The organism is Geobacter grbiciae (genome assembly GCF_018531165.1).
GTDB classification, from domain to species: Bacteria; Desulfobacterota; Desulfuromonadia; order Geobacterales; family Geobacteraceae; genus Geobacter; species Geobacter metallireducens.
Genome location: NZ_JAHDIW010000027.1, coordinates 1 through 22066 on the forward strand (window position 1 = coordinate 1; position 22066 = coordinate 22066).

Annotated in this window: 25 protein-coding genes; all 25 read left to right on the top strand. The window is 53.1% G+C overall.

Translation table 11 applies throughout. From position 1 onward, the window contains the following. A partial coding sequence (locus KJB29_RS18285; protein WP_215735758.1) for a hypothetical protein occupies positions 1–344 on the top strand: 344 nt, incomplete at its 5' end. Further along, positions 341–913 carry a type II toxin-antitoxin system HicB family antitoxin gene (locus KJB29_RS18290; protein ID WP_215735759.1) on the top strand — a complete coding sequence of 191 codons (573 nt, stop codon included), beginning with the start codon at positions 341–343 and terminating at the stop codon, positions 911–913. The genes KJB29_RS18285 and KJB29_RS18290, both read left to right, overlap by 4 nt. Positions 914–2621: 1708 nt before the next feature. Continuing rightward, on the top strand, positions 2622–3497 hold the full coding sequence (locus KJB29_RS18295; protein ID WP_215735760.1) for an ArdC family protein: 876 nt from the start codon (positions 2622–2624) through the stop codon (positions 3495–3497). A 118-nt stretch (positions 3498–3615) separates the two neighbouring features. Then, a complete protein-coding gene (locus tag KJB29_RS19455; protein WP_246562036.1) occupies positions 3616–3813 on the top strand; it encodes a hypothetical protein in 198 nt (65 codons plus the stop codon). A gap of 1 nt (position 3814) precedes the next feature. Beyond that, on the top strand, positions 3815–3967 hold the full coding sequence (locus KJB29_RS19460; RefSeq protein ID WP_246562038.1) for a hypothetical protein: 153 nt from the start codon (positions 3815–3817) through the stop codon (positions 3965–3967). A 661-nt stretch (positions 3968–4628) separates the two neighbouring features. Further along, complete coding sequence (locus tag KJB29_RS18305; protein WP_215735762.1) at positions 4629–5417, top strand: DUF4942 domain-containing protein; 789 nt, start codon at positions 4629–4631, stop codon at positions 5415–5417. Positions 5418–5549: 132 nt separating this feature from the next. Next, a complete protein-coding gene (locus KJB29_RS18310; RefSeq protein ID WP_215735763.1) occupies positions 5550–5996 on the top strand; it encodes a DUF1249 domain-containing protein in 447 nt (148 codons plus the stop codon). Further along, on the top strand, positions 5993–6232 hold the full coding sequence (locus KJB29_RS18315; RefSeq protein WP_215735764.1) for a hypothetical protein: 240 nt from the start codon (positions 5993–5995) through the stop codon (positions 6230–6232). Before KJB29_RS18310 ends, KJB29_RS18315 begins: the two co-directional genes overlap by 4 nt. 46 nt (positions 6233–6278) lie before the next feature. Next, positions 6279–6758 carry a hypothetical protein gene (locus tag KJB29_RS18320; RefSeq protein WP_215735765.1) on the top strand — a complete coding sequence of 160 codons (480 nt, stop codon included), beginning with the start codon at positions 6279–6281 and terminating at the stop codon, positions 6756–6758. A 19-nt stretch (positions 6759–6777) separates the two neighbouring features. After that, positions 6778–7782 carry a radical SAM protein gene (locus KJB29_RS18325; protein WP_215735766.1) on the top strand — a complete coding sequence of 335 codons (1005 nt, stop codon included), beginning with the start codon at positions 6778–6780 and terminating at the stop codon, positions 7780–7782. 133 nt (positions 7783–7915) lie between these two features. After that, entirely contained in the window at positions 7916–8590 is a 675-nt protein-coding gene (locus tag KJB29_RS18330; protein WP_215735767.1) for a ParA family protein, read from the top strand. A gap of 22 nt (positions 8591–8612) precedes the next feature. Beyond that, entirely contained in the window at positions 8613–8897 is a 285-nt protein-coding gene (locus KJB29_RS18335; RefSeq protein ID WP_215735768.1) for a ribbon-helix-helix domain-containing protein, read from the top strand. 30 nt (positions 8898–8927) lie between these two features. Next, positions 8928–10163, top strand: coding sequence for a replication initiation protein (locus tag KJB29_RS18340; RefSeq protein ID WP_215735769.1), 1236 nt, complete (start codon positions 8928–8930; stop codon positions 10161–10163). 111 nt (positions 10164–10274) lie between these two features. Beyond that, entirely contained in the window at positions 10275–10601 is a 327-nt protein-coding gene (locus tag KJB29_RS18345) for a hypothetical protein (protein WP_215735770.1), read from the top strand. Between the two features lie 733 nt (positions 10602–11334). Then, positions 11335–11634, top strand: coding sequence for a hypothetical protein (locus tag KJB29_RS18350; protein WP_215735771.1), 300 nt, complete (start codon positions 11335–11337; stop codon positions 11632–11634). A gap of 231 nt (positions 11635–11865) precedes the next feature. Continuing rightward, the gene (locus KJB29_RS18355) at positions 11866–12357 is read left to right on the top strand and encodes a DUF2840 domain-containing protein (protein ID WP_215735772.1); all 492 of its coding nucleotides are present in this window, start codon (positions 11866–11868) and stop codon (positions 12355–12357) included. Then, entirely contained in the window at positions 12338–14623 is a 2286-nt protein-coding gene (locus KJB29_RS18360; protein ID WP_215735773.1) for a DNA topoisomerase III, read from the top strand. The genes KJB29_RS18355 and KJB29_RS18360 overlap by 20 nt, the downstream gene beginning before the upstream one ends. Next, on the top strand, positions 14623–15138 hold the full coding sequence (locus KJB29_RS18365; protein ID WP_215735774.1) for a S26 family signal peptidase: 516 nt from the start codon (positions 14623–14625) through the stop codon (positions 15136–15138). Before KJB29_RS18360 ends, KJB29_RS18365 begins: the two co-directional genes overlap by 1 nt. Before the next feature lie 8 nt (positions 15139–15146). Then, complete coding sequence (locus KJB29_RS18370) at positions 15147–15782, top strand: lytic transglycosylase domain-containing protein (RefSeq protein ID WP_215735775.1); 636 nt, start codon at positions 15147–15149, stop codon at positions 15780–15782. A 185-nt stretch (positions 15783–15967) separates the two neighbouring features. Further along, a complete protein-coding gene (locus tag KJB29_RS18375) occupies positions 15968–18025 on the top strand; it encodes a DUF3363 domain-containing protein (protein ID WP_215735776.1) in 2058 nt (685 codons plus the stop codon). A 3-nt stretch (positions 18026–18028) separates the two neighbouring features. Next, positions 18029–18232, top strand: a complete 204-nt coding sequence (locus tag KJB29_RS18380) for a hypothetical protein (protein ID WP_215735777.1) — start codon at positions 18029–18031, stop codon at positions 18230–18232. Beyond that, the gene (gene traG, locus KJB29_RS18385) at positions 18219–20168 is read left to right on the top strand and encodes an IncP-type conjugal transfer protein TraG (protein ID WP_215735778.1); all 1950 of its coding nucleotides are present in this window, start codon (positions 18219–18221) and stop codon (positions 20166–20168) included. Before KJB29_RS18380 ends, traG begins: the two co-directional genes overlap by 14 nt. Further along, positions 20165–20626, top strand: a complete 462-nt coding sequence (locus tag KJB29_RS18390) for a hypothetical protein (RefSeq protein WP_215735779.1) — start codon at positions 20165–20167, stop codon at positions 20624–20626. Before traG ends, KJB29_RS18390 begins: the two co-directional genes overlap by 4 nt. A gap of 4 nt (positions 20627–20630) precedes the next feature. Then, on the top strand, positions 20631–21599 hold the full coding sequence (gene trbB / locus KJB29_RS18395; RefSeq protein ID WP_215735780.1) for a P-type conjugative transfer ATPase TrbB: 969 nt from the start codon (positions 20631–20633) through the stop codon (positions 21597–21599). Positions 21600–21752: 153 nt separating this feature from the next. Beyond that, entirely contained in the window at positions 21753–22064 is a 312-nt protein-coding gene (locus KJB29_RS18400) for a TrbC/VirB2 family type IV secretion system protein (protein ID WP_215735781.1), read from the top strand. Positions 22065–22066: the final 2 nt, after the last annotated feature.

Sequence of the window (22066 nt, forward strand, 5' to 3'; positions counted from 1 at the left end):
CTCCTGAGGGCGACTGCCAATGCCAACAAAGTTACAGAACAGAAACTTCGACTAGCGGAAGATTGGCGCTAATCAGGAAGGGAAATGATATGACCACAAGAGACGAGCAGCTTGATAAAGCCGAGGCCCTTTACAAAGAGGCGTTCAGTGTCCCCCGTGATCCACGGAGCGACGCCTACAAGCGGGGAGTGTTGGCCGCCCTGATCTACCGTTTCGCGGGAATCAGCACAAATGAGAATTGCCCCTACAAGCCCGGAACCGCAGAATATGACGCATTCGCCGCCGGATGCGACGAAGGCCACCGCAGATGGAGAGAACACACCGCAAAGGAGCCGACGCAGTGAAAATCGAATACCCGGCCATAATTACCCCGGCGGAAGAGGGAGGCTTTTTAGTGGACTTTCCCGACTTTGAGGAAGAGCATTCACCGAAGGGAACACCCTTGAATCTCCCTGATGCTGGTCATATAGATGTAGCGTACAAGGTCTTACATGGAATGACGGTAAGAGATTGCGCTGAGTTAAAAAAGGTCTCGCACGAGACGATAAGGAAAATTGTATTCCAGTTCTGCGAACGTGTTAATCCGGATATGTTCAGGCCAAGTCTCAGGTATTTGCGGCGTCATGCAGATAAGTTTATCAGTAAAGATATGTTGGGTAACGGCGGACTTGTATTCGGTGAAGAACAAATACTATGTAAGAGGCCTGGTTATCGGGTTTCAGATGTGTCTATCCGCACAATAGCGCGTCAGATAAGCGGAGAAATCATAGCCGAGTGCCTTGAAAGCAAAAAAGAAGGGATAAGCACTCGATATGGGGCTATGTCTGAGGACATCATAAAACACGTTGAGGTTATAAGTCGAGTCCTGATCTTAGGAAGACGTGTTTACAAAACTAGTCGTGATTGCGTATAGAATGACAGGAGAAATACTTATGGTGCTGGAACCGCTAGACCCAAGACAATGGAAAAGTACCGGTGATGCAAGAAACCGCAGAATCTATGTGAACGGTTACGAGTTGACCTCGGAGCGGAGTTTGCAGTTTGCCCGGCACGGTGATGAGGACTGGACTCTTACCGGCTCCCAGGTCCTGGACTGGATTGACTCGCAAGCCACGGATTGAGGTTTCCCGGGCGGGCTTCGATGAAATGAAAGGCCCTGGCGGGGTACCCACCCTTCCAAGTAGGCCAACGTCGCCGCCCTGCTTTCATTGCGTTGCGCCGGGATTCTGCCCTGGCGGGCGGATCCCGCTTCACTCCATTTCGCTGGCCGGCCACGTTAAGCGGCCTTGAAACCACTCGGCCCCTTCGGTACCGAGTCGTTTCTTTCATTTCTTCTTCCCACCCTACCCCGCCGAAATCTCTCACAGTGCGCCGCTTTGCGGCGGTTATGCCAACGGTCTTGCACGGCACGGTGCAGCCCGTGCCGTGCGCTTAAGATACGCTTGACCTTGTTGAGGTTGTGGTTCTGCCTTTTTTTGGGGTTTCTCCATTATGTGGCCGATTGTGTTTTCTATAGCTATTGTGGATACTTAGAGGAGCTGGGAATTGAGAACTTAGTTGCATTGCGCCCTTTGAGTAAGTTGATGTTTTTCGAGTTCGCGCAATGATGAATTTCTTCGATTTCTCAAGGTTTTTTGTCGTTTTTGCAAGTGTTGGTCGAACTTAGGTTGTAACACATTTCTAGGTTGCAGCCGCATTGGTCGTCATGGTCTGGGTTTTTCTTGTGGCTGATGATTCTCTCGTAGCTATGGTTTTGCGGCTTGCTGCAACATTAAAAGTCGCTGTAACTGCTTCTCTTGAAAGCGCATTAACTTGGATGGTCTCTGTTTCTGTAAGTTTCCGATTTTCCGCGTTTTTGGGGGCGGATTGACCGGTTGTAGTTACTTTTCCCTCAGTGGTTTCGGTTTGTTCGAGAGTGGGGTGATTACGTGTGCATGTCGTTTCTGATGTGCGCGTTTGCTGGTTTTTTTAGTATCCAAGGGGGGTGTAGGAGGCGGCTATTTCTTTCGAGGCCGAGGGTGTACTGATACTAAATGTTGTGGTTTATGGAGCTCATAGAGGCACTATATCTTGTATTTGAAATGTTGAGAAAAATTCAAGTTCCTATGCGTTTTAGGGGCGTTTCCCCGCTCTGCGGGGCCGGGCTCTCGTGAACCGAATCCGCTTCACGGTTTCGGCCATTCGGCTTCGATCCCTAACGCAAAACCGCCGTCCACAACCAAACGGGCCAGCTTGCGGCTCACTTTGGCGCTTCTGGCCCTACTCGCTCCGCTCACTTGGCTATGGACGGCGGTAAAAAACCTTTGTTCTCGGCCGAGAACGCACAGCCGCAACAGGTGTACCCATCACCCCCCTACCCTCTTTATCTTTGAGCCCTTCGGGCAGATTCCGGGGCTTTTCCGGCCCCCGGACCCCGCCGGCGGGGGTCACAACTTCCCCCCGGCCCCCCTTGACCAGGGGAAAAGCCCCCTGGACCCCAGCAGGTTGTTGAAGGAAAAAACGCAAGAACCGGGCCGCTTCTCCCTCAATAGCAGTTTTTGTCTGATTTTTTATATCAGATTAAATGCTTGACCGGCGTTTATTTCTGATATATTATATCATAAAAATTAAGAGGGGGAGACATGAAGGCTTCGGTTTATGAGATTGTCACAAGTCGCATTATGGACAAGCTGAATGAAGGGGTTATCCCGTGGCTTAAGCCTTGGAACGCTCGCACATCTTCACCCCGCAACCTTGTCACCGGCAAGCCGTATCGCGGAATCAACGTTTTTGTTCTGGGGATGCAAGCCTATCAAAGCCCTTATTGGTTGACCTTCAAACAGGCGACCAACAGAGGCGGCAAGATAAAGAAGGGTGAAAGGGGTACGCCCGTTGTTTACTGGAATTTCATTGACGTTGAGGATAAAGCGACCGGCGAAGCGAAAAAAACTCCCTTCTTGAGGTACTACACGGTTTTCAACGTGGCGCAGACCGAAGGGATCGAGGCCCCGACCGATACGCCGGCGGACGAATTCAACCCCATCGAGGAAGCGGCCCGGATCGTAGGGAGTTATAAGGAGGCTCCCGAAATCAAGCACGGATTCACTAAGGCCTGTTATGTGCCAAGCCTTGATGAAATCCGCATGCCATCGCCTGAGGCGTTTGTTTCTCCAAGTCATTATTACAATGTCCTCTTTCACGAAATGGGCCACTCCACCGGACATGAGAAAAGACTTTCCCGCCGTCAATCAAACGAAAGCCGCGTTTTCGGCGATGAAAAGTATAGCCGTGAAGAGCTGGTAGCCGAAATGACGGCGGCTTTTCTCAGTGCCCATGCCGGCATTGAGTGTGAGGTTCTTGATAATTCGGCGGCCTATATTCAATCATGGCTCAAGGCCCTGCAGAACGACCCGAAGATGGTGGTTATCGCCGCCGGTCAGGCGCAAAAGGCGGCCGATTACATTCTGGGGGTTAAGGAGGTGGCGACCGAGGAGGGCGAACCAGCGCAAGCGGCGTGAGAAACGGGGGGAAATCCCCCCGCCTTAAATCTGATATAATATATCAAGATAATTCTTGACACCCGATTTTGTCTGATATATTATATCAGCATATTTACACTTACGACGGAGGGTGCTGATGGGTAAGTATTATCATCGACGAATGGAGGGAGGGAAGGCTTTTCTTGATGTTGCCAAGTATAGCTTTACGGTCGGTATCATTGGCGGCGTTCTTTCTGACAAATTCACGTTCATGTATGGTATTATTGTATTTCTTGGCGGCATCGTCTGCGCCGTGGTGGGGGCGATTATGCTCCCCCCGAAGGAGGGCAACTAACATGGAAGGATTGATCGTAGTCGTCACGGGTTTGATTATTTTTGCGGTTGCGTCCCTGCTCGTCACGTTGCGGGCCGAGAAGAAGGAGAAGGAAAAGAAGGGGCACCGCCATGACAAAGCACCCCACCAACACCACAAGGTAAAGGCAGCATAAGAAGAGGCTCCGGGATCTTCCGGGGCCTCATTTTACCCCCCCTCCCCTCCCCCAGCAAAAACCCCGCCCCTATCCACAATCCAACGGGCCAGCTTGCGGCTCACTTTGGCGCTTCTGGCCCTACGCGATGAATCGCGCTGGATTGTGGATAGCCCCGGCCCCGCCCAAAGCACTAATCCGTTGGAACCGTCTCCCCTTCCCTTGCATCGAGAAGATTTCGCCCCTTCAGCACTTGGCGGGGTTCCCACCCTTTCAAGTGGGCCAACGCCGCCGCCCTGCTTTCATTTCGCTACGCCGGGATTCTGCCCTACCGGGCAGATCCCGCTCCACTCCATTTCGCTGGCCGGCCACGTTAAGCGGCCTTGAAACCACTCGGCCCCTTCGGTACCGAGTCGTTTCTTTCATTTCTTCTTCCCACCCCACCCCGCCGAAAAAAACTTTTAACCAGGGGAGCCGTGAACCGGCTCTTGTCTTTGAGCCCTTCGGGCAGATTCCGGGGCTTTTCCGGCCCCCGGACCCCGCCGGTTGTTGAAGGAAAAAACGCAAGAACTGGGCCGCTTCTCCCTCAATAGCAGTTTTTGTCTGATTTTTTATATCAGATTAAATACTTGACCGGCGTTTATTTCTGATATAATATATCATAAAATTAAGAGGGGGAGACATGAGAAAGGAACTCGCGAAACGTGAAACAATTACCGCCCTGGTCGGCATCTACCAACAAGCCGCCCAAGAGATAGAAACTGCATACGCCATGTTGGCGACCGCTCAAAGCCGCTTACGTTCCGCATTCCTCGATTCTCCCGGCTACCGATTCGACACAAACGACCGGAACAACTTCGACCGCGTGGGAAAGAAGGCGTCAGACGCGATCTTGAAGCGGATCAAGCGGGATGCCTGGAGCGTCATCGTTGAACGGATGGAATTTCGGCGAATGCTTTCCGTCAAACGTCGTGACGAGCTCGACCAGCAACTAGAGAAAGGCGAGCTCCCCGAGCTCACCGAGGAAAACATTTTTGCCATGCTGGAAACATCCGTTGCCAATGCGGACACCTACCTTGAAGAAGCAATTAAAGAGGTTTTCGACTACCTTCGCCCGAGGCGATCTCCGTACAAGACGAACACCGAATTCGAGATAGGGAAACGTGTCATCCTGGCCTATTCCGTCGAAAGGACGTGGGAAGGAAAATTCCGTGTCTGCTATCGCCGAAACGACTTCATTACCGCACTTGATAACGTCTTTTCCCTCCTCGACGGCAAAGGGCCGGTTAAGACCTATCACGGCCCTCTGACCGACGCGATCAGCGAGACCACAGACGGCAAAGGGGAAACGGAATACTTTCGATTCAAATGCTTCATGAACGGCAACCTTCACCTTGAATTCAAGCGCCTCGATCTTCTGGCGAAACTCAACGCCGTAGCCGGCGGCAACAAATTGAAGTCCGACATATAAAGGTGGAATCAAGAAAATCTTAGGGGCTGGAAAGCCCCTTTATCTTTTGGCTGATTTTTTATATCAGGAAAAATGCTTGACCCTAGAATTTTTGTAATATAAAATATCATAAAAAATCACAGGGAGGACATGATGATCTTCAACAGTATTTACTCGATGCTTACGGGGCTTGTTCCCGACCTTCTAGCACTGGAGATCGGGGACCACCGCAAGTCTTCCCCGGCCAAGATTTTCATGCCTCTCAACCTGGACGTGCTCGACAAAAACGAGTCGGAAATCACCATCGCCCTTTCGCACTACTACAGGCACGAGAGCGGCGACATGATAGCCGACCCCGACATGGAAATAAGGGTCATTCCCTCAATGGAAGCGGCCGAAGCTTTGTCCTATCAAGATTACTTCGGCTACAGAACCGTCTACCTGGACGAAGCGAAAACGCTCGTCAATATCCACGCGAAGAAAGAGCTCAATCTATTCCTGGAGGCATGGCTTGCCAACATCCGCCATCAAGGCCACGACCTGACCGGCCTGAAACATTGTGTTTCTGGAAACCGGCATCAAGAGGAGCCTGGGTCATGAAAAAGACCATCACCTATGGCGAAATCGAAAACGGGATGAAAGTATGGAACCAAGGACACCTTTTTCTTGTTTCCGAGGTCACGCGGATAACCGGCCAGAGAGAGGACGGAAAAACCGTAATCTGCTACACCGGCCGTTGTGCCAACGACCAGGACGATATAAAGGGGACCGGCTACGACGGCGGCCGTTATGGAGCCGTTGAAACGCACCCGGCCACCATCAAAATTGACGAATGAACGACCAAGAGACCTGTCAAAGGTCCCCAGCAGGAGCACTTAAGTTATGAAGTTCAGGCGTTATTATCGACCAGAAGAAGGGATTAAAGGAAACACCCCACGGCGTCTATCCGCCGCAAAAAGGGCCTTGCTTCATGAGCAAAACAAACTCCCGTTATTTGCGGGGATGATTGCAGCAACGCAACCGACCCCCGAAGAACGTATTCAAAAAATAGATGCAGGAAGAGTGCAGGACACCATTGAAACCCGCAAACGGCGGGCGGATCAATGGCGGAAAGGGCGGGCTCAATTAAGAGGGCTTTCGGCTGCAGATCAAAAAGGCATCCTGCATTACTGGAACAACAGCATGTTACCGAAAGACCCAGAATACTTTATGGACCTCATCCGGAACTGGACAGTAAACGGCTGGCGGCCAGCCGTCTTTACGGAAGAGGACAAGAAGAAATGGAAAGAAGGCCGCGAGAGAGTAAATCAACTTTTTGCCCAGTGGAAAGCAGAAGGCCGGATAACGGACATTCAATACTGATCCTTTGGAGCATCGAACTATGAGAAACCGTATCGGCCTCATCGACTTTGACGGGAAGATCGTGAACCTCGCACTTATGAAGATTTCCGCCTATTACAAAGCCCAAGGCGCAAAGATCGTGCTTAATCCCGCGTCACCCGCCCAGGTGGACAAGGTTTATTGCTCCGTCGTCTTCTCCAAGAATCGGGACAAGGCCGCCCGGCTCGCCACCGTCTTTCCTCACATCGAATTCGGCGGAACCGGCTGGAGCCTGGATAGCGAACTTCCCCCTGAGATCGAGGCGATGAAACCCGATTACGGCCTATACACCGTTGACGCCATCGCCGACCGCATAGGCGGAATCATGACCCGCAAAAAAAAGATCGAGAAGGCCACCACCATTGTCAACGCCGGTATCGGCTTTACTTCACGCGGTTGCATCAGGACGTGCCCTTTTTGCGTGGTCCCCAGGAAGGAAGGCGAATTGAAAAGGGTAGGGGAGATCAAGGACCTCATCAACCCCCTTTCAAACATCCTGATCCTCCTGGACAACAACTTGACCGCCGATCCTGATTGTCTCGCCAAGCTCCGCGAGATCAAGGACCGCGAATTGACCGTGGACATTACCCAGGGGATCGACGTTAGGACCATGACCCCCGAAATAGCCAAGGCCCTAGCCGAAGTCAAACACCTTCGCTCTATTCATTACGCCTGGGACATGCCCGGCCACGAAACGGCCGTCATGAACGGCATCGAAACCCTTTCCCGGCATATCAAGAAATGGAAACACCTGTGCTTTACCCTCGTGGGGTTCAATTCCACGTTCGAGGAAGACCGTTATCGCTTCCGCAAGCTCACCGAGACCGGCGTTGACCCCTTCATCATGGTCTATAACCAATCCACCGACGCCCGCCTGAAGCACTTCGCCCGGTGGGTAAATTCCAGGATTTACAAAGTCTGCCCCGATTTCGATAAATACGAACCGTGGATGAAAGACCGTTTGGGCTACTTCGCCAGCGGGCAACTGAATCTTTTTGAGGCTTGAGGAAGAAAAGGCAGGAATATTTTTTCTGATATATTTTATGATTTTTTATTGATTCCTCTTTTTGTCTGATATAAATTATCAGCGTATTTCGACGCATCGAGGCACCACCGTTGACCCCGAGAATGGAGGCAAAATGGCTAAAGTCATCGCAGTAGCTCACAGTAAAGGAGGTGTCGGCAAAACCACCTTTTGCCGCAATCTCACCCTGGCGTATCGCAAAAACAATCCGGCGGCTCGCATCCTGGCCCTCGACTGCGACGGCCAGAAATCGCTTGAAAAGTTTTTTGCGGACCGTGCTGAACGGTTGAACGCTGTTGAGATCCAATGTCACCTGAAGATCAACCCAAAAGGGCTTTCCAGGGAAATTAAGGCTCTGGCCGATGATTATGAGAAGGTTTTCTGTGACGTGGGAGGGCAGCGGGATGGAGAGGTTTTGCGTCAGGTCCTCCTGGCCTCAGACGCGGTAATTATTCCGACTTCGCCGAGTCAGGAAGACCTTGACAGTCTCGATGAGTTCTTTATGGTGATCGACGAAGTACGAGGCGTAAACGAAAACCTCAAGGCTTACATCTTCATCAATCGGGCCTCGTGGCAAGGGCACGACAAGCGTTCGCGTGTCGCCATCGACGGGCTTGCACAGAAATTCGAGGGTGACGCGGAAATGTTGCCGTCGAAGATAAGCAATCTCCAGGCATGGAGCGACAGCGGAACAGGCGGTCATGCAATCTGGGAGATTGCACCAGGTTCAAGAGCTGAACGAGAATTCACCTCAGTCTACCTCGATCTTGAGGGTAAGGGGATCATCTGATCATCTGAAAGGAGAAAGCTGCATGTCAGGACCCGTGATTAGGGAAAGGAAGAAGGGCGTTCCGGCGACGACCGAAAAAGAGGCCTCTACGGTCAAGTTGCACGAGGAGAAACGAGGGAAGGGGAGGCCACCCCTCGGCCCCGATGAAGAGCCCAAGAAAGGAAAAATCTTCAATCTCCCTGTCTCGCTTATCCAGAAAGTGAAGAAGGCCGCGGATGAGAAGTTTTACGGCAACGAGTCTATGTTTGTTCGTGACGTTTTGGAGGACTATTTCAAGAAACAAGAGGACTCGGGCCAGCATAAGTGAAACAGATCACATCTTGAAAGAGATTGATATATGAGCCTGCGCGAAAAGATACCGGCCGCTTTAGTCGAAGAATGGGAAAAGCTGTCGGAACATGAAAAGGAATCCCTTGAAGGTGTTCCGCTCAATGCCGCGATCATCACCCTTGAACGGCGAGCGGAGCGGAAATCTACGGGAAATGAGGTCTTGCCCCTGGGGATTTCAGCGATTATTCCCAATCACGACCGGGAAAATGCTTTTTTTAAAGAACTTTCTCCAGAAGAGAAGGGGCATTTTGACCAACTCGGCGATGAGGAGAAGTTGACTTATCTCAGTCCCGTTATGCCGGCCAGTTTCGCGGTTAAAATCTTTCGGGACCGTCTCTCCTCGCCACAAACAGCGGCGAAAGAGGTCAAGGATCAAGCTCTTGAGTGTATAAGCGCCGCTGAAGCCCGCCCACAGCAACAAGACCTATTCGCTCCCTATCCCCGGCCCATGACCCGCTTGAGCATGTTTTTCCCAATGGCGAAACTAGAGCTCGCAAAGAAGCGGGAACGCTTTGAAAATCTCCTGATTTCCCACGGAAACAGCTGGGGAACCCTGGAATACACAGGCCCGAAGCTCGACATATCGGACGAAGATTTTCTCATGGCGCTTCTTGCCATCCTCCAGGAGCGGAATAACGTCATTTCTGATCCAGTGTCGGAACGGCCTACTTACGCCTATCGAGGAGCATTGTTGCCGGTATTTCAGATTCTGGGCATCGAAAGACCAAGCGGAAAAGATTATGACAAAGCAGAGGAAGTATATGACCGTCTGACGGAAGCGAAAATACGCCTCACAATACAAAAAACGAGCACCAGGGGTAAAGCGAAGAAAGAGTTGGCTGCTTCCGGTCCCATACTTTCTTATGCCCAGAGAGATTGCAAAACCAATGAATTCATTATCGCTGTTAATCCCTACTTTTACGAAATATTCGCCGACAAAGAATACACGCTGGTTGACGTGAAAACTCGCGCAAAACTCCCTAGTCCACTCGCCAAGGCCCTACATCGTCACATCTTTTCGCATGAAGGGATGCAAAAGTATAAGGAATCATCGCTGGCTACCATGATCAACTACAGCGAGGACAGCCCACGCGAGAGAAGAAGGCGGCTGAAGAAGGCACTTGAACAGCTCCAAGATAAAGGCCTCATTACCTTCAAAATAGACGAAGGGAAAGATGAGCGGGTTATCTACATCAAAAAAAATTCTGATGGTCAGTTTCGTAGACCCCGCAAGTTAAAATAAGCGTTCGGGTTATCGCCCACGGTCTTTTTGAGATTCACAAAATATTACAGACAGTTATGAAATTTGAAGGGAGTTTTTCGGAAGATTTATCCGCTAACTCCGGGGGAAATCATGACGCTGATTGAACGGCACGGCCACGACGAAAACGGTAGCGAAATAGTCACAATATGTGGAGAAAAGACCCTGATCCATGATTATGACTGGTACATGGAAAGGGCAATCCGGAACCTTACCGCCGTGGCCTGTAACAAGGCCGGAGAAGTGAAGTTTAAGAGCGTTGATTATCGCTTTGTCTGGCGCTTCCGTGACGCGATCCGGGAGAACTACAACCACGGCCACAATCTGCCAGATGAAGAGTTTCGGACTCTCTCAGAAATAAAGATTTTTATCTACACCGTAGAGCGGATCGAGGCCCGGCAGATGCAGGGTTTGGGATGATAAAGGGTTGCAGGTTCTTCGGGTTATCGCCCACGGTCTTTTTGATATTTGCTCGACATATCGGATGGTTACAAGTTTTAGCCTTCATATTTCCGGAAGCCGGCTAGAAGGGAATTCAGGGATGCCGCTTAATCGGTTCGGGTTATCGCCTACGCCTGTCAGGACGTTTTATTAATTATTACGGCTATTTATGGCAACATGAGCGCATTTTCAGAAAGGCTCTTCACTTGCAACCTTCATTCGGGTTATCGCCCACGGTCTTTTTGATATTTGCTCGACATATCGGATGGTTACAAGTTTTCGCCTTCATATTTCCAGAAGCCGGCTAGAGGGGAATTCAGGGATGCCGCTTAATCGGTTCGGGTTATCGCCCACGGTCTTTTTGATATTTGCTCGACATATCGGATGGTTGCAAGTTTTAGCCTTCATGTTTCCAGAAGCCGGCAAAAATACATTCGGGTTATCGCCCACGGTTCTTCGGGTTATCGCCCACGGTTCTTCGGGTTATCGCCCACGGTTCTTCGGGTTATCGCCCACGGTATGAGTTGCCCAAACCCGCACCAACTGCGGCGTCAGAGGTTATATGAAGCGCCTATAAGCTTTTATAGGTTTTTATAAGCTTTATAGATATTTCGTAAATCCACACGCACACCCTTACGGGTATGCGAGGGGATTCACACGGAAGTTTTCAACTTTCTGAAAACCTCAAAGGCGACAACAGGAGATAAATTTTATGTCGAGTCAGAAAATGACGCTTCAAAAGATCAAAGAGAACCAGAGAAAAAGGCGAAGCGGCGAGCTCTGCCCCTCGACACAAATCTTTGACGAAATAGACTGGCTCATCAAGTACGTGGAAATGCTTCAGGAGAAGCTATCAGTGGTCCATTGCAACAGCATTCTGGAGAGCTACAAGCAATATGCTGCTACACCGCAAGGACAGAGGGAGCTGTTGGGGAATCTGAGGAAGAGGGTTAAGCCGGTATCGCGTTCGCATTCCGGTTCTGAGGCCTTTTTCCCAGGCGAGGCAATATAATCTATATTTTCCACAACGATTGTGCATAAGCGCCATTTTACGCGGCAATGGCAACCTGTTTCGACCGCGTTCTTAACCAGTTTAACAGATTGCCTTTTTGTTAAGCACTTGATGAGAAACTTCATGAACCACCATGCCCCGTCCACAACCAAGCGCGAAGCGTAGGGCCAGAGGCGGCAAAGTGAGCCGCAAGCTGGCCCGTTTGGTTGTGGACGGCGAAACGCCACCGCTATGAAGAAAACGACCAGGACAACATTGCAGTTCGAGGACGGTAAGCGAAACTTCCGTCTGCTCTTCGGCGACCCGGTGAAAATCGAAACCGTCTCGTTTCAGCTTGGCGTCACCACCCAACATGCCTATTTCAGACCGGACAGCATCTTTGCGCTCGATCTATGGGAGCGCAACGAATACGGCACAAAAGAATGGAGAATCTACATTGTGCGGGCCGTTTGGCCCGGTGAACGTGCTGCACGGATTCCCCAGGTTGAACCAGGTGGAGAGATCCTTTTGTACGCTAAGGGGAAAAACAGGGTGCAAAAGGTTCTATCGTGGCTTCGGGAGATCGAGAAAGCGGGGGAGATGCCGGCACACCTCCACCCCGATCTTTACCGGGCCGCCCATGTCCGGTTTCTGGTGAACCTGGAGCCGAGGCGGATCAACGAGCCGTGCGGACGACTCGCAGATTTTCTCAAGGAGCGAGAACATGAAGCTTATCATCGCTGAAAAGCCCAACATGGCCGCCGAAATCGCGGCCTGTCTCCCCGGACCGAACAAGAGAGCAGACGGCTATATCGAGACCGGCGGCGGGGTAGTAACGTGGCTCTTCGGTCACATCCTGCGCCAAGCCGAACCGGAGGAATACGACGAGCGTTTCAAGGTGTGGCGGCGTGAAGACTTGCCGATCATCCCGGCACCGTGGAAGCTGGTCGTAAGCGATTCCTGCAAAAAACAATTCCGGATCGTCAAGGGTCTGGTCGAAAAGGCGGCCGAGATCGTCCACGCCGGCGACCCCGACAGGGAAGGGCAGTTGCTTGTTGATGAGGTCCTGGAGTACCTACAGTGCTCGAAGCCCGTCAAACGGATTCTTCTGAACGCCCTGGACGAAAAAAGCATCAAGAACGCCCTCGGGGATCTTCGGGACAACCGGGATTTCTTCAACCTCAAACAATCGGCCCTGGCCCGGTCACGGGCAGACTGGCTTATCGGAATGAACCTTTCCCGGGCCTACACCCTGGCCGCGCGAAAGGCCGGCCATGACCTGACCTTTCCCATCGGGCGAGTAAAGACCCCGACCCTGGCGCTCGTGGTCAGACGCGAACGGGAAATAGCCAATTTTCAGCCGGTCACTCACTTCGGCATCAAGGCCACATTCCAGCATACCAACGGCTCTTTTACGGCAACCTGGAAGCCGCGAGAAGGTCAAAGCGGCCTCGACGCCGAGGGGAGGGTTATCGACGAAGGAAAGGCAACCCTCGTCAAACTGAGGATGCAGGCAGCGCAGGACAGCGAAAAGGCCGTTATTTCCGGTTACGAAACCGAGAAAAAAAGCGAGCCTCAGCGCTTGCCGTTTTCCCTGTCTGAGCTGCAAATCCGGGCGGGGAAAAAACATGGCTACGATCCTCAGACGGTCCTCGATGCCGCGCAATCCCTCTACGAGAAAAAACTGACCACCTATCCACGTTCGGATTGCGACTATCTTCCCGAGTCGCAGTATGTCGAGGCCTCGGTTATCATCGACAACCTCAAGAAGAGCACTGAGGCGGCGCTTTCGGCATGGGCCGGCAAAGCCGACCCCGCGATAAAGAGCCGGGCATGGAACGACAAGAAAGTATCGGCCCACCACGCGATAATTCCGACACAGGTTTCTTGCCCGCTCGACACGCTGAGCGAGGTTGAGAGAAACATCTATTTCCTCGTCGCCCAGGTATATCTCGCCCAATTCTACCCGGTGCACACCTACCACCAGACCAAGGTTGATGTCACCTATGTTGAAGAGACGTTCAAGGCGAGCGGCAGGGTGACGCTCGAAGCCGGATGGAAAGCGCTGTACGGAAAAGAGGAGGAGCCAACTGAAGGCGAAGAAGAGAGCGCCACCTTGCCCGCCATGAAGAGCGGCGACAGGGCGGACTACGCGGGGGCCGAAATCGTTCAAAAGACCACGAAACCCCCGTCCCGCTACACCACTTCCACCCTCGTGGAAGCCATGAAGCAGATACACAAATACGTCAAGAACGAGACGCTTAAGACGCATCTCAAGGCCGTTTCCGGCATCGGCACCGAAGCGACTCGGGCGACGATCATCAAGGAGCTGATCGACCGGGAATTCCTGAAGGTGGTAAAGAAACATCTCCAGCCGACCGAAGGGGCGTATATCCTCGTTGACGCCCTTCCCGACGAGCTCACCTATCCGGACTCGACAGCCATCTGGGAACAGACCTTTAACGACATGGTTGACGGCTCCGTGAAACTGGAGAATTTCATCAGCGAGCAGACGGCCTATATCTCTGACCTTTGCTCACGGTCCGGAGGGATCAAGCTGAAGGAAACCGAGCAGATTACGTGCCCCTCGTGCGGCAACGGAAAACTGCGGATACGGAAGGGGGAAAAGGGGAAATTCTGGGGATGCTCACAGTACCCAGAATGCAAGGCAACATTCCCCGACGCCAACGGAAAACCGGAGCTGCAAAATGCGAAGACAACGGAACACGCTTGCCCAAGCTGCAAGGATGGAAGGTTGCGGCTCATAAAGGGGCAAAAGGGTAACTTCTGGGGATGCACTCGATACCCTGAATGCAAAGCCTCATTCAACGACGAGAAGGGGCAACCACACATCCACAAGACGGCGGCACAAGAAACGAAATGCCCGATCTGCCAAGAGGGAGTCTTGCGGCTTCGCAAGGGGAGCAACGGAAATTTCTGGGGGTGCTCGAAGTACCCCACTTGCAAGACTACTTTTAAAGATAAGAACGGCCGTCCGGTTTACCGCTAATGCGCATCAACAAGAAGCCCCTTTTCATAGCCGTAACGGTAGTTGTCTGTTTGGCTGTAATGCAGATAATTAACAGCCTGACAGGCCCTTATTTTGTGCTGAATCTTTCCAGCAGCGAACCACTTGGAATATACCGCCTGAAACCTTTCAGCGGCACGCTCCGGCGGGGGGAAATCGTATGGATGAAGGCCCCGCAAAAGGCAGGGGCTTTCATCTACGACCGGGGATGGTTGCCGCGTGGCTGGCCCCTCTTGAAACACATCAAGGCCATTCCCGGCGACATCTTCTGCATCACCGATACTTCGTTAACGGTCAACGGCGCTTTAGTCGGCCCTGTTTCGGACCGCGACCGGAAGGGTCAAACCCTTCCCCGGATTAGGGGTTGTTCCGACGTTGCAGCAGGTCACTTTCTGCCCGTCGCAACCAATATCGCCAACTCATTCGATGGACGATATTTCGGCACCGTTCCGGCGTCGTCCATCATCGCAGTTGCAACACCTGTTATGACCTTCTAGGAGGGCTCATGTTACTCATCGCAGGGATGCTCTATTTCTCCTCACTGTGCGGGCAGTGCGGCCCCGCCGTAGAGCCGTCAACGTCGCTCGCAATAATCAAGGTCGAGAGCGGAGGGAACCCCTATGCAATCGGCGACAACACGGAGAGGAAGAGCTATGCGCCCAGGTCGAAGGAAGAGGCCGTAACGGTCGCCTCGAAACTTCTGGCGCAAGGCCACAACATTGACATGGGACTTATGCAGATCAACAGCATCCATCTCAGGCCCATGAAGCTGTCTCTTGATGAAGTCTTTGACCCTTGCCGGAACATCAAGGCCGGATCCACGATCCTTGCCGACTTCTACCGCCGGAACGACCGACCAGGAGAGGACAAGATAACTGTTCTCTACAAAGCTCTTTCCGCCTACAACACCGGTTCCGCCTGGAGAGGGCCGGGCTACATCAACAAGATCCTCCAGGCGGCGGGAGTGGGGTACCGCGTGGCCCTTAACGGCAGCGCACCGAAGGCCGACAGCCGGAGGAAGGCGGAGAAGCCGAAGAAGGAGGCGAAAAGGCAGGGGCAGAATTCTCTTTCCCTCACGGGCGACGGCTCATCCCTGTTCTGCGAAGGAACGGGCGGGGGAGGGGGCAAACCAGGCATCTAAAACCGACCTGCTATCTTAAGGCAAGATAAAAGAACGGGTGACACTGACGTGTAACCGTTCTGAATGTATGTTAAATTGTTGCCACCTTTTTATTAAAAGGGTGGCAAATAATCTCAAACTATTTATAATTACGCTTAAAAAACGGGTGGCATAAACACAAACAACGCAAAATCAAGGGCTTACGCATGCAGAGCGACAGCGGCAGTTTTGCCGACGATTCTTTCACCATCAAGCTCAAAACGAAGCGCAAGACAGCATCCGGCAAGAAGGAAGTTCGCAAGACGCTTTCCTTCCTGAAAACGGTTGACAGAATTGCGCGAAGCAGCGCAAAGAGCGCCCCGGATTCCGCTCGTTCCGGAAGCTCGAAACGCGGCAAAAGCGCGGGGAAAAACTCTTACGTCAAAGCACCGGCAAAGAGCGCCCAGCGCGTTGTAGTCAAAGCGCGTTACGTGCGCAAGACGACCACCGCAGCACGGAAAGCCGCGATCAAGTCTCACATCTCATACATCACGCGAAGCGGCGCAGGACAGGAGCCAGGCAGCAAACCTATCGCCTACAACAACGGACAGGAAATGACCGCCGAACAGCTCCAGGAATGGGCCAGCAAAGCGGCAACCGACAAGCATCATTTCCACTTCATTGTTTCCCCTGAGAACTCTCATAATCTTGACATGAGAGAGTTTGCTGAAGAGCTGGTTAAACGCATGGAGCAGGACCTTAACACCCGCCTTGATTGCATCGTAGTGAATCACTACAACACCGACACACCGCACACTCATTTGCTGGTGCGCGGATTAGACGAGCAAGGGCGAGACCTGGTTATCAGCCGGGACTACATTGCAAACGGGGTGCGGGGGAGGGCGAGCGAAATAGCCACGGAACGACTAGGCTACAGAAGCGAGCTGGAGATACGGGAGGGCCTGACAAAGGAAGTCACTAAAGACCGCTTCACACAGATCGACAGGGACTTGCTCAAGATGGCAGCAGCTAGTGAGGATATGGAAATAGACCTGCGTAACAACCCGGTCAATTTCCGTCACAGCTTCGCCGTATTTAAACGAAGCGTACAGATGCAACGACTCAAACATCTTGAAGAACTAGAGCTTGCAAAAGAAGTCTCGCCAGGGGTATGGACCATTGCCGACAACATGGAGACCACGTTACGCAATCTGGGGACCAGAGGCGACATAATCAAGACGATGCACAGGAGCCTTAATGAGGCCGGACAGGAGCGGGTTATCTTCGATCCAAAGAGCGCCAGAACACCCATTACCGGCGTTGTCATGGACAAGGGCCTTTCCGACGAACTACACGAGCGGAAGTATCTTATTATTAGCGCCACCGACAACCGAGCCTATTACGTGCCATTGACCAAGTATTCCGAGGAGCCGGGACATGAAGCCGTACCCGGTTCCATCGTCACCGTCTCAGTTCATGCCCCGGCCTTGGAGATCAAGAAGTCCGACAGAAACATCATGGAGATTGCCGCCGGAAACAACGGCATCTATATGTCTGAAAAACACCTGAAACAGGTAAACAGTTATCGTCTTCCACAGGGGGCCACAAAGGAGCGTTTCATTGATAGCCACCTGACGAGGTTGAAGGTTCTGGAAAGTCAGGGCCTCGTTGAGCGAACCGGGAAATCAGCGTGGAGGGTTCCCCCCGACCTGGAAGATAAAATCAAAGAACTTTCGGAACGGACAGCGGCGAGCGCCCGACACGTCAAGATAACCCTCGAATCGCGGCATAGTTTGACCCAGCAGATAGGGACCGAAGCCCCAACGTGGCTAGACCGGCAATTACCGTCCGGAATATCTGAAACTTCCGGACGCAACAGCATCTTCAGAGAGAGCCTGGAAGCTGCGAAACGGGAGCGCGCGGAAAAGCTCTGTCAGTTGCAGTTGGCTGAAAAAACCTCCTACGGTTTGGAGCTGAGAGCCGATTTTCTCGACGAACTGTACAAGCGTCAGATGGTGGCGGCGAACAAGGCGCTATCCCGGCAGTACGGCACTCCCGTTGACCTTCAGGCCGGCGATACGTTCACCGGCACGGTCGAGGCTACTTGTCACCTGCCGAGCGGGCCACATGTTGTATTGCGGGAGGGTCAACAGTTTACGTGCGTCCCCTTCCGGAAAGGGATGGAAGAAGGGAGCCGCGTTGTTATCCAGATGCAGAAGGGGGCTCTACACGCACGGCAAGTATCATTCAGGAGTGCTGGGAAAGAGCAGGGGAGGGGACGTTAAGCGATGAAGCAACAGGGTACCGTGATCGACATTGACGCCATTCGCCACCGCAAGCGGGGAAAGCAATTCTTGTGTCCGGAGTGTCTTTCGCCGATGCCGTTCGACGGCACAAATCGCGTTGTCTGCGGCGTCTGCGAGACTACTTTTGAACCGCTCGATGAAGAAATGATTCGTGAACTAGGGGGGGGTGACGATGAAGCCGAATAGATTCCTGATCTTGTCCAGTCTCCTGATCCTGATCATCTTTTTAGCCGGGGTATGGACGTCAACGCAGTTTGCCGCGAAGTGGCTTGCCTATCAGCCGCAATTGGGGCCGCCGATGATTGTCCTCAAAGGGGTACCGATCTATTTCCCGCTGAAGATTTTCATCTGGGTATTTCACTATCACGCCTATGCCCCGAAGATATTCGACAAGGCGCTCTTATTCGCTTTCGCCGGGAGCATCCTGGGGGTATGCGTCGCCATTGGATTAGCTCTTCTGCGGGCAAAGAAACCGAAGGAATTGACCAGCCATGGCACGGCACGGTGGGCGGATCATGACGACCTGAAACGGGCGAAGCTCTTGGAAGGGAAGGGGATAGTCCTTGGTGTCTCGAAGGAGGGAGAATATTTGCGGCATGACGGCCCTGAACCGGTGCTGGTCTATGCGCCGACGCGGGCCGGCAAGGGGGTCAGCATCATCGTCCCTTCACTTCTCACGTGGCCCCATTCGGTCGTTGTCACCGATATCAAGGGGGAGAACTGGGGTATAACGTCGGGATTTCGCAAGCACGGCCTGAAGAATATCACCATGAAGTTTGATCCTACAGCCAATGACGGAACCAGCGTCAGGTTCAACCCGCTGGCCGAGGTCCGCCTTGGAACAGACCACGAAGTCAGGGACGTTCAGAACATCGTTGACATGATAATCGACCCTCAAGGGACGGGGAATCTGGACCATTGGGAAAAGACCGGTCATGCCCTTCTCGTGGGGGCCATTCTTCACGTGCTCTATTCCCACGAATACAGCCCGACCCTTGCCGGGGTTGCCAACCTTTTTTCCGATCCAAACAGGGATTTCACCTACACGCTTTTGACCATGCGGCAGTTCAATCACCTGAAGAAGGTCGAGGATCGAGAAGTATTCCGAAGGGTCTACGGTTCCGCATCAGAAACGCATCCGGTTGTTGCCCATGCGGCACAGGCGTTGCTCAACAAGGACGAAAAGGAACGGTCCGGGGTTCTCTCCACCGCCTTGAGCTTTCTGGAGCTCTACCAGGACCCGGTTATTGCCAGCAATACGGCGTGCAGCGAGTTCACCATCAAGGATCTGATGAACCATGAAAAACCGGTTTCCCTCTATCTCGTCATTCCCTCAAGCGATCTACTGCGGGCAACGCCTCTGACCCGCATCATCCTTAATCTGATCGTCACGAGGTTGACAGAAAAAATGGAATTCGAGAACGGCCGACCCGTCGCCTCATACGAGCATCGTTTGCTCCTGCTTCTCGACGAGTTCCCGGCCTTCGGCAAGCTTGAGAACTTCGAGAAACAGCTTGCGTTTGTGGCCGGCTACGGTATCAAGCCGCTTCTCATCGTGCAGAGCCTCAACCAGCTCTTCAAGACCTACGGCGAAAACAACAGCATCATAGACAATTGCCTTGTCCGGGCCGTTTTCACTCCGAGCACCGTCGAGACGGCCGAACGGGTCTCTCGCATGCTCGGCCAGAGGACGGAGCTGGTACAGAGCCAGACCTATTCAGGCCACCGTCTTAACCCCTGGCTCACGAACGCGAGTTTTGGAACCCAGGAAATCGGCCGGCCGCTCATGACTCCCGACGAGGTGCTTGTCATGCCATACGACGACGAACTCCTTTTCGTCACCGGATTTCCCGCCATCAAGGCAAACAAACTCTTCTACCACCAGGACGAAAATTTCACCAACCGGCTCAAGCCGGCACCGGCGAAAAGCGACGTGTGCCGGATTCCGCCGCCACCGCCCAAACTGGAGCCCCCCGGTGATCGTGAAGGACCGGACGAAACGGAGGAGGCGGAAGAGAGCGAGGAGGGGGGTGATTACTTGAAGAAGGTAATCCTTCTCGCCCAGAACACCCCTGATGAAGAGGATGAAGACGACCATAAGGAGAGGGGGGTTTCCCTGTGAGCAGAAGCGTCAAGTTTTCCATACGCCTTCCGGAGGAGATAAACACACAGCTTGAGGCGATATGCCGAAAGCGCCGGGGTGTCACGAAGACGGCGATTGTTGAGGCGGCCGTCAAGGACTTCCTTTCCCCATCCGACAGCGATAAAAAGGAGGCCCTGATAGGCCGCCACCTGAGCCGGATCGAGCGGCGGCTTAAGGCGGTCGAACGGGGGAACGAGATCCTTGGCGAAGCCCTCGGGCTCTTTGTGCGGGTATGGCTCACGAACACCCTGGAGCTTCCGGAGGAACAGAAGGAGGTTGCCGAGCGGGCCGGGGGGAGGCGTTACAGCTCCTTCGTCAAGGTCCTCGGTGAGAGACTTCAGGCCGGCAACTGCCTGTTTGACGAAATCCCCCGCGAAGTGCTAATCAAGGCTGACGAATTTTTCGACGTTGAAGAGGAAGGGACAGAGGAGGACTAGAGAAATGCCACATCGACACCTGAAAACCGTTCAAAAGGAAACCAGCGCCGAGCGCCTGGTTATGATGCTGAAGACCGCCATGGGTCCGGAAGTGGGACGGCTATTGACCGACGATAACGTTGTCGAATTGATGCTCAATCCGGACGGAAAACTGTGGATCGACCGGCTAGGGGCAGGGAGGGAGGACACCGGGCACACCATCAAGCACGAAGACTCCTTGAGAATCATTCAGCTTGTGGCCGGGGCCGTGGGTGCCGCCTGTAACCCTGAAAACCCGATCCTGAGCGCAGAGCTCCCGGAAGTGGGGAGCCGCTTCCAGGGGGTCATTCCACCCGTGACCACAAACCCCGTCTTCACGATCCGCAAGAAGGCGTTGATGATCTTCACCCTCGACGATTACGTTGCTCAGGGGATCATGAGCGAGCGGCAGCGGGCAACGATCATCGAGGCCGTCAACAATAAAGAGAATATCCTTGTGGTAGGCGGCACCGGCACCGGCAAGACCACCCTGGTCAACGCGGTCCTTCACGAGATAGCGGCCACCAATGACCGTATTGTCATCATCGAGGACACGCGGGAGCTCCAATGCTCCGCTCCGGACACGGTTTTTCTCCGGTCAAAGGAAGGGGTTGCCTCCATGAATGACCTTCTGAGGGCGACGCTCAGGCTTCGTCCTGACAGGATCGTGGTCGGGGAGGTCCGGGGACCGGAAGCGCTGGCGCTTCTGAAGGCGTGGAACACCGGCCATCCCGGAGGGGTGGCGACCGTTCACGCCAACAATGCCGCCGCCGGCTTGACCAGACTTGAACAGCTGATCCAGGAGGCCGTCATCACCGTCCCGCGTGAACTCATCGCGGAAGCGGTCACTATCGTCATTCACATCGAACGTGCCGGTCACGGCAGGAGGATCAAGGAAATAGTACGTGTGGAGGGGGTAGAGAGGGGAAAATACCAGACAAGACGCATCGACTAAATTTTTTTGCCTTGCGTCAACAATAAATTATTTTTTAGATAATTTGCTGTTGACTCGTGTTTTCTCCAATGATAATTTGACGCTAATGTTGCACATCTAATACGCGGTTTCAATTAAAAAGAACTGCAACAAAACACTCACGGGAGGTCGTCAATGAAGGGAAAAAGAGTTGTGCAAATGATTACGGTAGGTTTGGTGGTCCTGGTGGCCGCGAATGCTTTTGCCGCCGGTTCCGGGATGCCGTGGGAGGGTCCCATGCAGAAGATCCTCGACAGCTTTTCCGGTCCGGTCGCTAAAATCCTTGGCGTTATCGCGATCATCGCAACCGGCATCGGCCTTGCCTTCGGCGAAGGGGGCACGGGGATGAAGAAACTGCTTCAGATCGTCTTTGGCCTTTCCATCGCCTTTACCGCCGCGAGCTTCGGCTTGAGCTTCTTCGGTTTCGGCGGCGGCGTGGCGTTCTAGGG

What these genes read in the sequence shown, in the direction of transcription:
- KJB29_RS18295 (WP_215735760.1), top strand. Translation starts at nt 2,622, where the DNA reads ATGAAGGCTTCGGTTTATGAGATTGTCACAAGTCGCATTATGGACAAG.
- KJB29_RS19455 (WP_246562036.1), top strand. Translation starts at nt 3,616, where the DNA reads ATGGGTAAGTATTATCATCGACGAATGGAGGGAGGGAAGGCTTTTCTT.
- KJB29_RS19460 (WP_246562038.1), top strand. Translation starts at nt 3,815, where the DNA reads ATGGAAGGATTGATCGTAGTCGTCACGGGTTTGATTATTTTTGCGGTT.
- KJB29_RS18305 (WP_215735762.1), top strand. Translation starts at nt 4,629, where the DNA reads ATGAGAAAGGAACTCGCGAAACGTGAAACAATTACCGCCCTGGTCGGC.
- KJB29_RS18310 (WP_215735763.1), top strand. Translation starts at nt 5,550, where the DNA reads ATGATCTTCAACAGTATTTACTCGATGCTTACGGGGCTTGTTCCCGAC.
- KJB29_RS18315 (WP_215735764.1), top strand. Translation starts at nt 5,993, where the DNA reads ATGAAAAAGACCATCACCTATGGCGAAATCGAAAACGGGATGAAAGTA.
- KJB29_RS18320 (WP_215735765.1), top strand. Translation starts at nt 6,279, where the DNA reads ATGAAGTTCAGGCGTTATTATCGACCAGAAGAAGGGATTAAAGGAAAC.
- KJB29_RS18325 (WP_215735766.1), top strand. Translation starts at nt 6,778, where the DNA reads ATGAGAAACCGTATCGGCCTCATCGACTTTGACGGGAAGATCGTGAAC.
- KJB29_RS18330 (WP_215735767.1), top strand. Translation starts at nt 7,916, where the DNA reads ATGGCTAAAGTCATCGCAGTAGCTCACAGTAAAGGAGGTGTCGGCAAA.
- KJB29_RS18335 (WP_215735768.1), top strand. Translation starts at nt 8,613, where the DNA reads ATGTCAGGACCCGTGATTAGGGAAAGGAAGAAGGGCGTTCCGGCGACG.
- KJB29_RS18340 (WP_215735769.1), top strand. Translation starts at nt 8,928, where the DNA reads ATGAGCCTGCGCGAAAAGATACCGGCCGCTTTAGTCGAAGAATGGGAA.
- KJB29_RS18345 (WP_215735770.1), top strand. Translation starts at nt 10,275, where the DNA reads ATGACGCTGATTGAACGGCACGGCCACGACGAAAACGGTAGCGAAATA.
- KJB29_RS18350 (WP_215735771.1), top strand. Translation starts at nt 11,335, where the DNA reads ATGTCGAGTCAGAAAATGACGCTTCAAAAGATCAAAGAGAACCAGAGA.
- KJB29_RS18355 (WP_215735772.1), top strand. Translation starts at nt 11,866, where the DNA reads ATGAAGAAAACGACCAGGACAACATTGCAGTTCGAGGACGGTAAGCGA.
- KJB29_RS18360 (WP_215735773.1), top strand. Translation starts at nt 12,338, where the DNA reads ATGAAGCTTATCATCGCTGAAAAGCCCAACATGGCCGCCGAAATCGCG.
- KJB29_RS18365 (WP_215735774.1), top strand. Translation starts at nt 14,623, where the DNA reads ATGCGCATCAACAAGAAGCCCCTTTTCATAGCCGTAACGGTAGTTGTC.
- KJB29_RS18370 (WP_215735775.1), top strand. Translation starts at nt 15,147, where the DNA reads ATGTTACTCATCGCAGGGATGCTCTATTTCTCCTCACTGTGCGGGCAG.
- KJB29_RS18375 (WP_215735776.1), top strand. Translation starts at nt 15,968, where the DNA reads ATGCAGAGCGACAGCGGCAGTTTTGCCGACGATTCTTTCACCATCAAG.
- KJB29_RS18380 (WP_215735777.1), top strand. Translation starts at nt 18,029, where the DNA reads ATGAAGCAACAGGGTACCGTGATCGACATTGACGCCATTCGCCACCGC.
- traG (WP_215735778.1), top strand. Translation starts at nt 18,219, where the DNA reads ATGAAGCCGAATAGATTCCTGATCTTGTCCAGTCTCCTGATCCTGATC.
- trbB (WP_215735780.1), top strand. Translation starts at nt 20,631, where the DNA reads ATGCCACATCGACACCTGAAAACCGTTCAAAAGGAAACCAGCGCCGAG.
- KJB29_RS18400 (WP_215735781.1), top strand. Translation starts at nt 21,753, where the DNA reads ATGAAGGGAAAAAGAGTTGTGCAAATGATTACGGTAGGTTTGGTGGTC.